At 67.2% G+C, this 12,456-nt stretch carries 11 protein-coding genes; 5 read left to right on the top strand and 6 right to left on the bottom strand.

From position 1 onward, the window contains the following. Positions 1-17: 17 nt before the first annotated feature. The 4 genes from hsaB to hsaA are packed head-to-tail and all read right to left on the bottom strand — an operon-like array spanning position 18 to position 3,558. Positions 18-599 (bottom strand): 3-hydroxy-9,10-secoandrosta-1,3,5(10)-triene-9,17-dione monooxygenase reductase subunit, encoded by a 582-nt coding sequence (hsaB, locus tag Q5696_RS03320; RefSeq protein WP_305093812.1) that lies wholly within the window; start codon positions 597-599, stop codon positions 18-20. Next, positions 599-1,498: an iron-dependent extradiol dioxygenase HsaC gene (gene hsaC, locus Q5696_RS03315; protein ID WP_305093811.1), complete on the bottom strand. Its 900-nt coding sequence runs from the start codon at positions 1,496-1,498 to the stop codon at positions 599-601. Before hsaC ends, hsaB begins: the two co-directional genes overlap by 1 nt. Next, positions 1,498-2,373, bottom strand: coding sequence for a 4,5:9,10-diseco-3-hydroxy-5,9,17-trioxoandrosta-1(10),2-diene-4-oate hydrolase (gene hsaD / locus Q5696_RS03310; protein ID WP_305093810.1), 876 nt, complete (start codon positions 2,371-2,373; stop codon positions 1,498-1,500). The genes hsaC and hsaD overlap by 1 nt, the downstream gene beginning before the upstream one ends. Before the next feature lie 9 nt (positions 2,374-2,382). After that, positions 2,383-3,558, bottom strand: coding sequence for a 3-hydroxy-9,10-secoandrosta-1,3,5(10)-triene-9,17-dione monooxygenase oxygenase subunit (gene hsaA, locus Q5696_RS03305; protein ID WP_305093809.1), 1,176 nt, complete (start codon positions 3,556-3,558; stop codon positions 2,383-2,385). 192 nt (positions 3,559-3,750) lie between these two features. Between hsaA and Q5696_RS03300 the strand changes: the two genes are divergently transcribed. The 5 genes from Q5696_RS03300 (at position 3,751) to Q5696_RS03280 (ending at position 9,967) form a co-directional block, all read left to right on the top strand. After that, positions 3,751-4,908, top strand: a complete 1,158-nt coding sequence (locus Q5696_RS03300) for a 3-ketosteroid-9-alpha-monooxygenase, oxygenase component (protein ID WP_305093808.1) — start codon at positions 3,751-3,753, stop codon at positions 4,906-4,908. Beyond that, complete coding sequence (locus tag Q5696_RS03295; RefSeq protein WP_305093807.1) at positions 4,905-5,243, top strand: hypothetical protein; 339 nt, start codon at positions 4,905-4,907, stop codon at positions 5,241-5,243. Before Q5696_RS03300 ends, Q5696_RS03295 begins: the two co-directional genes overlap by 4 nt. A gap of 191 nt (positions 5,244-5,434) precedes the next feature. Continuing rightward, the gene (kstD, locus tag Q5696_RS03290) at positions 5,435-7,135 is read left to right on the top strand and encodes a 3-oxosteroid 1-dehydrogenase (RefSeq protein ID WP_370654854.1); all 1,701 of its coding nucleotides are present in this window, start codon (positions 5,435-5,437) and stop codon (positions 7,133-7,135) included. Between the two features lie 13 nt (positions 7,136-7,148). After that, positions 7,149-8,009 carry an enoyl-CoA hydratase ChsH3 gene (gene chsH3 / locus Q5696_RS03285; protein WP_305093805.1) on the top strand — a complete coding sequence of 287 codons (861 nt, stop codon included), beginning with the start codon at positions 7,149-7,151 and terminating at the stop codon, positions 8,007-8,009. A gap of 104 nt (positions 8,010-8,113) precedes the next feature. Next, positions 8,114-9,967, top strand: coding sequence for a cholesterol oxidase substrate-binding domain-containing protein (locus Q5696_RS03280; RefSeq protein ID WP_305093804.1), 1,854 nt, complete (start codon positions 8,114-8,116; stop codon positions 9,965-9,967). A gap of 3 nt (positions 9,968-9,970) precedes the next feature. Here Q5696_RS03280 and Q5696_RS03275 read toward each other — a convergent pair whose 3' ends face one another. Further along, complete coding sequence (locus Q5696_RS03275; protein WP_305093803.1) at positions 9,971-11,476, bottom strand: MFS transporter; 1,506 nt, start codon at positions 11,474-11,476, stop codon at positions 9,971-9,973. Next, entirely contained in the window at positions 11,473-12,318 is an 846-nt protein-coding gene (locus Q5696_RS03270) for a mycofactocin-coupled SDR family oxidoreductase (protein WP_305093802.1), read from the bottom strand. The genes Q5696_RS03275 and Q5696_RS03270 overlap by 4 nt, the downstream gene beginning before the upstream one ends. Positions 12,319-12,456: the final 138 nt, after the last annotated feature.

Genomic DNA, 12,456 nt, shown 5'->3' with positions numbered 1-12,456 from the left:
CGTCCCCCTGGGTCTTGCTACAGCCAGGTGTCCTCGGTGGTGGCGGTGAGGAACGCCTCGAGGTCGTCCCGCCATGTGGCCGGCACGGTCTTGTCCGGTTCGATACCGGTGTACTGGCCTCGGTAGAACAACAGTGGCCGTTCGTCTTTGATCTCGCTCATCGAGTGCACGCGACCGAAGACGACGTAGTGGTCGCCGCCGTCGTGGACGGTTTCGACGGTGCAGTCGATGTGGGCGAGTGATCCGGTGAGGATCGGCGAGCCCAGTGGTGACGGCGTCCAGTCGATGCCCGTGAACTTGTCGGGTTCGCGGGATCCGAACCGGGCGCACGTCGCCTGCTGTTCCTCGGCGAGGACGTTGACGGCGAAGTGGCCGGACCGTTCGATCGACGCCCACGACCGCGACGCCTTGGTGGGGCAGAACAGCACGAGCGGCGGGTCGAGCGACAGCGCCGCGAACGACTGGCACGCGAACCCGACCGGGGCGCCGTCGTCCACGGTCGTGATGATCGTGACGCCGGTGCAGAACTGGCCGAGGACGTTGCGGAACTGGCGCGGATCGAGTTCCGCACCGGTTCCGGACGTCTCCTGCGCGGACATTACTTGAACCCCACTGTGAAGTCGTGGCCCCACAGGCTGACCGCGGTGCTTTCCTTCGCGATCCACGTATCGTCCTCGACTTCGAGTCCCTCGCAGCCGAATTCGACGTCGAAGCCGCCCGGTGTCTTCATGTAGAAGGACAGCATCTGGTCGTTGACATGGCGACCGAGTGTCGCCGACATCTTGACGTTCTTGCGCTGCGCCCGGTCGAGACACAGGCCGACGTCGTCGGAGTTCTCGACTTCCATCATGAGGTGCACGATGCCCGACGGGTTGGGCAGCGGCGCGAACGCGAGGCTGTGGTGCCGTGGGTTGCAGCCGAGGAACCGCAACCATGCCGGCTCACCGTCCGCGGGGCGTCCGACGACCTGCGGGGGCAGGCGCATCGAGTCGCGCAGCTTGAAACCGAGTACGTCCCGGTAGAACTCGAGGTCCGCGACATCGTCCTTGGTGGCGAGCACGACGTGCCCGAGACCCTGTTCACCGGTGACGAACCTGTGCCCGTAGGGGCTCACGATGCGGCGGTGCTGCAGGGCTACGGTGTGGAAGATCTCCAGTCGGGAGCCCGAGGCGTCACGGCACGTGATGAATTCGACGACGTTGCGTTCGGCCGCCTCCTCCTTGGTGCCCTCCTCGAAGGCCCAGTCGGCCTTGGCGAGTCGTTCACGGATCTCCTGCAGCCCTTCGGCGTTGGCGCATTCCCAGCCGGCCGCGTACAGGCCGTCGCGCTCACCGGGGACGATGACGAGCCGTGCCGGGTAGTCGTCCATACGCAGGTACAGGTTGTCGGGGTTCGCTCCCTTGCCCTCGATCATGCCGAGGACCTTGAGGCCGTACTCGCGCCAGGCCGCGATGTCGGTGGCCTCGATGCGCAGGTACGCGAGGGTACGGATACTCATCACTTGTCTCCATCGAGAAGGAAGTCGCCCGCGAGCCGGTTGAACTCGTCGAACTTCTCGAGCTGCGCCCAGTGCCCGCAGCCGCCGAACACGTGCAGCTGGACCCGCGGAATCATCTTGAGCGCCACCAGCGCTCCGTCGATCGGGTTGACGCGGTCCTCACGGCCCCAGATGAGCAGGACACGCTGACGCAGCTTGTAGGCGTCGCGCCACAGCATGCCGAGCTCGAAATCGGGGCCGGAGAACGACTTGCCCATCGCCTTCGCCGCGCCGAGCGACTCGGGGGTGCTCGCCGCCGCGAAGCGTTCGTCGATCAGCTCGTCGGTGACGAGCTTCTGGTCGAACACCATGATGCGCAGGAACGCCTCGAGATTCTCTCGGGTCGGCTGGTACGAGAACTTGCCGAGATTCTTGACGCCCTCGGTGGGGTCGGGCGCGAACAGGTTGACGCTCAGGCCGCCGGGCCCCATCAGCACGAGCCGGCCGGCCCGGTCCGGGTGGTCCAGCGCGAACCGCACTGCGGCACCGCCGCCGAGCGAATTACCGAGCAGGTGAACGCGTTCGGTGATGCCGAGGGTGTCGAGCAGGTCCTTCAGTGCCGACGCACTGTGCCGGAAGTACTGCGGGTGCTCGGTGGGCTTGTCGGACCGGCCGTAGCCGGGCTGGTCCACCGCGATCACGTGGAACTGCTCGGCCAGCACCGGAATGTTCTTGGAGAAGTTCGACCACGACGACGCCCCCGGCCCGCCGCCGTGCAGGAGCACGATCGTCGGCCCGTTGCCGACCCCCGCCTCGTGGTAGTGCAGCTTCAGATCCGGGCGGACCTGCGCGAAGCGGGACGTGGACTCGTACGTGAGTTCTTCGGTTGCCGTCATGCGTGTCCCCTAGACCATCGTGTCCGTGAGCGGCAGACCGAACTCGGCACCACCGAACATGACGTAGGCGCGCTCGGCGTCGTTGGCCGCATGGACCCGGCCGGCATGGGCGTCGCGCCAGAAACGCTGGATCGGAGTGCCGTTCGCGAGCGCGGTGGCACCCGAGTTCTCGAACAGCAGATCGATCGACGCGATCGCGCGGCCCGTGGCACGGACCTGGTCGCGGCGGGCGCGCAGCCGAAGCTCCATCGGAACCTCTTCGCCCGCGAGCAGGTGTGCGTACTCGTCGGCGACGTTGCCGGACAGCTGACGCCACGCGGCGTCGATGTCGCTGGCGGCCTCGGCGACGCGCACCTTGGCGAACGGGTCGTCCTTGGCCTTCTCACCGGCGTACGCGGCACGGACCCGCTTACCCTGGTGCTCGACGTGCGCATCGTAGGCGCCGTAGGCCATTCCGACGATCGGAGTGGAGATGGTGGTGGGATGAATGGTGCCCCACGGCATCTTGTAGACGGGCGCCGTGTTGTTCTGCAGGCCCGGCGCGGTGAGGTCGCTCATGGCCTTGAAGCTCAGGAACCGGTGCCGCGGCACGAACACGTCCTTGACGACGATCGTGTTGGAGCCGGTGCCGCGCAGGCCGACGACGTTCCAGACGTCGTCGATCTCGTAGTCCTCGCGCGGGATGAGGAAGCTACCGAAGTCGACGGGGCGACCGTCCTTGATGACCGGACCACCGACGACGACCCACGACGCGTGGTCGCTGCCCGAAGACCAGGCCCATGCACCGTTGACCTTGTAGCCGCCGTCGACGACCTCACCGGCACCCATCGGGGCGTACGACGACGAGATGCGAACGTCGGTGTCCTTGCCCCACACGTCTTCCTGCGCCTGCTGGTCGAACAGGGCGAGGTGCCAGTTGTGGACACCGATGATGCCGGCGACCCACCCGGTGGAACCGCACGCGCTCGCAAGATTGCGCACCGCGGTGTAGAAGGTGACGGGGTCGACCTCGTAGCCACCCCACTGCTTCGGCTGCAACAGACGGAAGAAGCCGGTCTCCTGCAGTGCCTTGATGGACTCGTCGGGGATGCGGCGCAGATCCTCGGTTTCCTGCGCACGTTCACGCAGCACCGGCAGTAGCGCGTCGATCCGCTGCATCACCTCGCGGCTGTCATGGTCACCCACTGGACGCTCCCGTCTGTGTTATCGATGTTCACTTGCCCTGAGACTAGAACACGTTCTCCCTCGTGTCGAGGACACCCGTATTCCACCGGTTACGCACAGTTGTTACCGATCGCAAGCATGCGTTATCTAGCGGAATCTGTCCGAGTTCTATAACGTGTTCTAGCAACAGCTAGGAAGGGATGTGAGGTACTGATGGCGCAGATTCGTGAGATCGACGTGGGAGCCGCCCCGACGCGTTTCGCACGCGGTTGGCACTGCATCGGCCTGGAGCGGGAGTTCCTCGACGGGAAACCGCACTCGGTGGAGGCGTTCGGCACCAAGCTCGTCGTGTTCGCGGACAGCAAGGGCGATCTCAAGGTTCTCGACGCATACTGCCGGCACATGGGCGGTGACTTGAGCCAGGGCGAGATCAAGGGCGATTCGATCGCGTGCCCGTTCCACGACTGGCGCTGGGGCGGCAACGGCAAGTGCACCGACATCCCCTACGCCCGCCGCGTGCCCCCGATCGCGAAGACCCGGGCCTGGACGACGCTGCAGCGCAACAAGATGCTCTACGTGTGGCACGACCCGGAGGGCAACCCGCCGCCCGCGGACGTGACGATCCCCGAACTCCCCGAGGTCCTCACGGACGAGTGGACGGACTGGGAGTGGCACCGCCTCGAGATCAAGGGCTCGAACTGCCGCGAGATCGTCGACAACGTCGTGGACATGGCGCACTTCTTCTACGTCCACTTCGGTTTCCCGAAGTACTTCAAGAACGTCTTCGAGGGACACGTCGCGTCGCAGTACCTGCAGAACCACGGCCGGCCCGACGTCGGACAGATGGGAACCCAGTACGGCGACACGATCCTCGACTCCGAGGCCGTGTACTTCGGCCCGTCGTTCATGGTCAACTGGCTGCACAACAACTACAGCGGCTACAAGGTCGAGAGCCTGCTGATCAACTGCCACTACCCCGTCACCCACGACTCGTTCGTGCTGATGTACGGCGTGAGCGTGCAGAAGCCGCAGGGCCTCGACGACGCCACCACGGCGAAGCTGGCACGCAAGTTCACTGCGGGCGTCACGATGGGCTTCGAGCAGGACGTCGCGATCTGGAAGAACAAGACCAAGATCGACAATCCGCTGCTGTGCGAGGAGGACGGTCCGGTCTACCAGCTGCGTCGCTGGTACGACCAGTTCTACGTCGATGTCGCCGACATCGACCCGAAGGCCACGGAGCGTTTCGAGTACGAGATCGACACCACCAAGGCCGTCGAGGCCTGGCAGCGCGAGGTCGACGAGAACCTGGCGCGTCAGGCGGCCGAGAAGGCCGCCGCCGAAGCGGCGGACCACAAGACGGGAGTGTGACGATGACCTCGACCTGGGCCAAGGCCCCGGCTTTCGCGGACGACCCGGCCCGGGTCGAGGCCGTTCGCTCGCAGACCGTGGTCGACCAGCACCACTACCTGGACGAGGGACTGCAGGAAGTGCAGTGCCGCACGTGCGGGACATGCGTGCTGGTGCAGAAGAACAGCCTCCGTCACACCAGCATCCAGTGGCAGGGCGATCCGGCACAGGTGTGCCCGGAGTTCACCGGGGCGGGCGGCGGCCCGGCGTCCCGGCAGACGTGTCCGCGGCTGCTCGCGAGTATCGAGCACGCCGTGCTGGAGGGCATCCTCGAGGTCCGCGACCCCGAGGCATAGCTGTAGTTCCCGGCGTCCGGCAGACGCGCGAAACGGCAGGCCGTGCACCCGTTCGGGTGCACGGCCTGCCGTTTCGTGTCTTCCCCCACCGCATTCCTGGAACGTGTGTTCGTTTTTTCGGGGAAGATCCACACTTCCGACATGTACTTCCTGGCAGAAAGCATGGACTCATCCTATGTCGGTTCTATAACGTGTTCTACATGAGCAAGCAGGAATACGACATCGTCGTCGTCGGCAGCGGTGGCGCCGGCATGACCGCGGCCCTGACCGCGGCCCAGCACGGGCTGAGCGTGGTCATCGTGGAGAAGGCCGCACACTACGGCGGTTCGACCGCACGTTCGGGCGGTGGCGTGTGGATCCCGAACAACGAGGTACTCGCCCGGGACGGTGTCACCGACACCGCCGAGGCGGCCCGTACGTATCTGCACAGCATCATCGGGGACGTCGTGGAGCCCGAGAAGATCGACACGTATCTCGAGCGCGGTCCCGAGATGCTCTCGTTCGTGCTGAAGCACAGTGCCCTGGAACTGCAGTGGGTGCCGGGCTACTCGGACTACTACCCGGAGGCCCCCGGCGGCCGGCTCGGCGGCCGCTCCGTCGAACCGCAGATCTTCGACGGCAACCGGCTCGGGGACGATCGCAAGAACCTCGAGCCCGACTACGCGAAGGCGCCCAAGAACTTCGTCATCACCCAGGCCGACTACAAGTGGCTCAACCTGCTCATGCGCAACCGTCGCGGTCCGATGCGTGCCATGAAGGTCGGCCTGCGTTTCCTCGCGGCCAAGGCCACCGGCAAGGATCTGCTGGTGCGCGGCCAGGCCCTCATCGCGGGACTGCGTCTGGGCCTGCGCGACGCGGGTGTCCCGATCCTGCTGAACACCCCGCTCACCGAGCTCTACACCGAAGGGGACACCGTCAAGGGTGTCAAGGTGCTCGTCGACGGCACCGAGCAGATCATCCACGCCCGGCACGGTGTGGTGCTCGGTTCGGGTGGCTTCGAGCACAACGACGAGATGCGCAAGAAGTACCAGCGCGCCCCGATCGGCACCGAGTGGACGGTCGGCGCCGAGGCCAACACCGGCGACGGCATCCTGGCCGGCCAGAAGCTGGGTGCGGCAGTCGGTTTCATGGACGATGCGTGGTGGGGTCCGTCGATCCCGCTGACGGGCGGCCCGTGGTTCGCGCTGTCCGAGCGCACCCTGCCCGGATGCATGATGGTCAACACGTCCGGCAAGCGGTTCGGTAACGAGGCCGCCCCGTACGTCGAGGCGGTCCACACGATGTACGGCGGCGAGTACGGCCAGGGCGAGGGCCCGGGCGAGAACATCCCGACGTGGATGATCCTCGACCAGCGCTACCGCAATCGGTACACGTTCGCGGGCATCACCCCGCGCACCCCGTTCCCGGGACGCTGGCTCAAGGCCGGCGTCGTCGTCAAGGCCGGCACGATCGCCGAGCTCGCCGAGAAGACCGGGCTTCCGGTCGACGCCCTCACTGCCGAGGTGGAGCGGTTCAACGGCTTCGCCCGTGCCGGTAAGGACGAGGACTTCGGCCGTGGCGACAGCGGCTACGACCACTACTACGGCGATCCGCGGCTGAAGAATCCCAGCCTCGCCGAGATCAGCAAGGCCCCGTACTACGCGATCAAGATGGTGCCGGGCGATCTCGGCACCAAGGGCGGCATCGTCACCGACGTCGACGGCCGCGCCCTGCGTGAGGACGGCAGCTGGATCGAGGGCCTCTACGCCGCCGGCAACTGCAGTTCGCCGGTCATGGGGCACACGTACGCCGGCCCGGGCGCGACCATCGGCCCCGCCATGACGTTCGCGTATCTGGCCGTCCTCGACATCGCTGCCCGCGCCGAGGCCGCCGCCGCGCCCGCCGCCAACTGACAGGAGAGACGACGTGCCCATCGATCCGTCGATCGCGATCGGAGCCGAGCTGCCGGCCCAGGAGTTCTCCTGGACGCCGTCGGACGTACAGCTCTACCACCTCGGAATCGGGGCGGGCGCCCGCCCGCTCGACCCGCAGGAACTGCGGTACCTCGACGACGCGAAGCCTCAGGTGCTGCCGTCGTTCGCGACCGTCGTCGCCAACATCCATGCGACGGAGGCCCCCCGGGTGTCGTTCCCGGGCGTGGAGATCGACCTGGCGAAGGTCGTTCACGGCAGCCAGGAAGTGGCTGTGCATCAGTCGATTCCGGCATCCGGATCGGCCCGGACCACCACCCGCATCGCCGAAGTGTGGGACAAGGGCAAGGCTGCGGTGATCGTGCAGGAGTCCGAGACGGTGGACCTCGACGGCACCCCGCTGTGGACGGCCCGGTCGTCGATCTTCGCGCGTGGCGAGGGCGGTTTCGGGGGTGACCGCGGCCCGTCGGAATCCGTCGCACTGCCCGACCGTGCACCCGATGCGGAGGTCCTGTCACCGGTCCTGCCGCAGCAGGCTCTGCTGTACCGGATGTGCGGAGACCGCAATCCTCTCCATTCGGATCCCGCATTCGCCTCCGGAGCCGGCTTCCCTGCGCCTATCCTGCATGGACTGTGCACGTACGGAATCGTGTGCAAGGCCGCGACCGACGCCGTCCTCGGCGGTGACGCCGACCGCGTCAAGGGATTTCGCGCCCGGTTCGCCGGGGTGGTCTTCCCCGGCGAGACGCTGCGGACGCGGATCTGGCGAGACGGCGACCGGTTGCTGCTCTCGGCAACCGTTCCCGAGCGCGACGACTCCCCCGCCCTGGCGGACGTCGTGCTCACCGTCGCGTAGTTCCGGACCGGCACAGCTCTACCGGTCGGGTCGGCATCAGCCGGCCCGACCGGGCACATCTGCATCCGAATCTCCCTCCCCCTCGACATTTTTGGAGTACAGGAATGACGTCACTCGACGAGTCCCGGCTTTCACGGCGCGGGTTCCTCGCCGCCGGCGCGGGCGTGCTGGCGGCCGGCGCGGTGGTCGGCGGCTGGACCCCGGCCTTTGCTGTTCCGGCCGGATCCTCCGGGTCCGCAGGTTCCCTCGGCTCGCTCGGTTCGACGGGGCCGGTCGCCCCGCTGCCGACGCCGCCGGACTTCCCGGACGGCATCGCCCTGTTCCAGCAGGCGTACCAGAACTGGTCCAAGGAGATCGTCCTGGACGCCACCTGGGTGTGCTCGCCGAAGTCGGCCGACGACGTCGTCCGTCTCGTGAACTGGGCCCACGACAAGGGCTACAAGATCCGTCCGCGGGGCGCGATGCACGGGTGGACGCCGCTCACCGTCGAGAACGGCGCGAACGTCGAGAAGGTGATCCTCGCCGACACCATGACGCACCTGAACTCGATCACCGTCAATCCCGGTGACCCGAACACCGTCACCGCCGGTGCGGGCGCGAGCCTCGACGCGATCGTCACCGAACTGCAGAAACACGACCTCGGTTTCGCGAACCTGCCGGCGCCGGGTGTGCTGTCGATCGCGGGTGCGCTCGCGGTCAACGCGCACGGTGCCGCGCTGCCCGCCGAGGGGCAGTCGACTCTTCCCGGGCACACCTACGGCTCGCTGAGCAACCTGGTCACCGAACTCACCGCAGTCGAGTGGAACGGCAGCGCGTACGCGCTGAAGACCTACAAGCGCAACGACCCCGAGATTCTGCCGCTGCTCACCAACCTCGGCCGGTGTTTCCTGACGTCGGTGACACTGCAGGCCGGCCCCAACATCCGGCAGCGGTGCCAGAGCTTCACCGACATCCCGTGGCAGGAACTGTTCGCCGCGAAGGGCGCGAAGGGGCGCACCTTCGAGAAGTACGTCGCCGAATCCGGTGGTGCCGAGGCCATCTGGTACCCGTTCACGGACAAGCCGTGGATGAAGGTGTGGACCGTCTCCCCCACCAAGCCGGATTCGTCGAACGAGGTCGGCAGCTCCGGAAGCCTCGGCAGCGCCGGATCGTTGGTCGGCAAGCCGCCGCAGTCGCGTGAGGTGAACGCCCCCTACAACTACATCTTCTCCGACAATCTGCCGGAGCCGCTCACCGACATGATCGGGGCGATCAACTCCGGTAACCCCGGCATCGCGCCGATGTTCGGTCCGGCGATGTACGAGATCACCAAACTCGGCCTGGCCGCGACCAATTCGAGCGATATCTGGGGCTGGTCGAAGGACGTCCAGTTCTACATCAAGGCGACCACCCTGCGGTTGACGGAGGGCGGCGGCGCCGTCGTCACGAGCCGCGCGAACATCGCGACCGTCATCCACGACTTCACGCAGTGGTTCCACGGGAAGATCGAGGAGTACCGCGCCAAGGGCGAGTTCCCGCTCAACGGCCCCGTCGAGATCCGGTGCTGTGGTCTCGACCAGGCGAGCGAGGTGCTGGTCCCGTCGGCCGGCGCCCCGACCATCGCCGCGACCCGCCCGCGCCCCGACCACCAGGACTGGGACGTCGCCATCTGGCTGAACGTTCTCGGCGTGCCCGGTACCCCCGGCATGTTCGAGTTCTACCGGGAGATGGAGCAGTGGATGCGTCAGCACTACAACGACGACAACGCCACGTTCCGCCCCGAGTGGTCGAAGGGCTGGGCGTTCGGCCCGAACCCGTACACCGACACGGACATCGTCGAGAAGGGGATGCGCGCCACCTACATGGAGGGCGTGTCGAACGTCCACAACTGGGACACCGCGCGGGCCCGGTACGACGAGATCGATCCGCACCGTATCTTCACGAACTCGTTCATGGATCGCCTGCTGCCGAAGATGTGACGCCTAGGCAGGTTCGGTGACATCGACGCCGGTGGCGCCACGCACGTCGTGGCCGCCGCCGGCGTTCGTGTTCCCGGAGTTCTCCTGTTTCCCGGCCACCAACGGGATGCACCCGACGACGATCAGCGCGACCGCCGAGACGGCCGTCCCGAGCCAGAACAGCCGGTCGAGACCGGTCTGGGCGGGCACCACCGCGGCACCGACCGTCACGGTCGACGCGGCGACGACCGCGGCACCGACCGCGCTCGCAGTGGACGTGCCGACGGCCCGCACGAGGCTGTTGACGCTGTTGGCCGACGCGGTCTGGTCGAGCGGCACCGACGTGGTGATGAGGACCGGCATCGCGGCCAACGCGAACGCGACACCGATCGAGATGACGAAGGCGCTGATGCCGACGGTGAGCACGGTGCTGCCCAGGACGCCCCGCTCCGCGAATCCGACGGCCATCACACCGGCCGCGATCACGAGTGTCACCCGAGCACCCCACCGGCGGATCATCGCTGCCGTGACCGGTGCCAGGACGATCATCGCGACACCGCCGGGCAACATCACCATCCCGGCCAGGGTGGCACTGAGGCCGAGACCGAAGCCCGTCGCCGCCGGCACCTGTAGTTCCTGCAACGACGCGTACGAACTGAGGAACATCGCGAAGCCGAGCAGCAGCGCGCACGTGTTGGCGACCAGCACGGGCCGACGGACCGAGGTACGCAGATCGACGAGCGGTTCGGACGTCTTCAACTGCAACGGAATCCACGACGCCAGCCCGAGTATTCCGACGAGGGCGAGAGCGATCACTGCCGGACTCGACCACCCCCACGCCCCACCCTTGGAGATCGCGAGCAGGATCGCGGTGAGTGCGGTCGTGAACAGCACGGCGCCCGCGTAGTCGAATCGGCCGCCGGAGCGGGTGGCCGATTCGGGGACGACGAGCGGCAGCAGGACGGCCATGAGGATCGCGCCCGCCGCGGGCACCCAGAACAGCGACCGCCAACCGAGGTGGTCGTAGAGCACACCGGCGAGCGGGGCCCCGAACACGCTGCCGATACCGATCGTGGCGCTCATCAACGCGACCCCGGTGCCGAGTTTCTCCACCGGCAGGATGTCGCGCATCATGCTGATCCCGACGGGCATCAACGCCACCGCGAATCCCTGCAGGCCCCGGCCGACGACCGCCGCCGCGAAACCCGATCCGAGGATCGCGACGACCGAACCGGCCACCATCAGGGCGAGACACACGAGCAGCATCGTGCGTTTACCGAACATGTCGGCGAGCCGGCCGATCAGTGGGGTACCGACGGCGCCGGTGAGCAAGGTGATCGTGACCAACCAGGACGCGCTCGTGGCCGGGATACCGAGGTCGACGGCGAACGACGGCAGTACCGGCACCATCAGCGTCTGCAGCAGTGCGACGAGAATGCCGCTCAGACTCAGGACCGCGACGGCGAGCCCGCCCCGCGCAGTGCGTGGGGCGGGCGTCCCGGACGACTCGGGTGCCGGTGGTGTCGTCACCCGGTCACACGCGCTGCGTTACCGGCGTCGATCGGGAGGACGGTGCCACTGATGTGGGCGCTGGCCTCTGCGGCGTAGAACAGGACGGCGCGGGTGATCTCGTACGGTTCGAGCCACGGAACCGGCTGCGCGTGCAGGCCCTGGAAGATCGGGGCGACATCGTCCGCCGTCGGCACCTCGAGGTCGGGACGCATCATCGAGTACAGCATGTCGTTGTGGATCATCCCGGTCGAGACATTCCCCGGCGCAATCACATTGACGGTGATGCCGTGCTGGGCGAGGTCCAGTGCCGCACTCTTGGACATGCCGATGACGCCCCACTTCGACGCCGAGTAGCCGACCATGTTGGTGTTGCCGGCGCGGCCGAGCATCGAGGAGATCGTCACGATCCGGCCGTAGCCACGCTCGACCATGCCGGGGGAGACCGCGGCGAGCGTGTTGAAGACACCCGTGAGGTTGCTGGCGATGATCTCGTCCCACTGCGCCGACGTCATCGACTGCACGGGTGCGGCGAGCGTGATGCCGGCGTTCGCGACCGCGATGTCGATGCGTCCGAACTCGGCTTCCGCCCGCGCGACGAGCGCATCCATCGCCGCCCGGTCGGCGGTGTCCGCCTTGACCGCGATGCACTTGCGTCCGGTGGCCTCGACGAGGCGCACGGTCTCGGCCAGATCGTCCTCGGTGGCGAGCGGGTAGGCCACTTCGTCGGGCGTCTCGCACCGATCGCAGATGACGATGTCGGCGCCGCGTTCGGCGAGCGCCACCGCATGCGACCGGCCCTGTCCGCGGGCGGCTCCGGTGATCAGGGCGACGCGGCCCTCGAAACTCGAGAATTCGTCCATGATGTTCCTCTCCTCGGGGGCGTGCGGCCGTGACGGCACGGTCGGGTCCACTTTCGGACACGATGGGTCCACTTTCATCAGTACCTGCCGCCGGTGTGTCTCCGGTCACCGATCCCGTCCACCGGGAGTTTCGATGTC

The sequence above is a fragment of the Prescottella sp. R16 genome, assembly GCF_030656875.1.
Taxonomy (GTDB): domain Bacteria; phylum Actinomycetota; class Actinomycetes; order Mycobacteriales; family Mycobacteriaceae; genus Prescottella.
Note: the sequence above shows the minus strand (reverse complement) of the source record. Positions and strands in the feature narration are given on the sequence as shown.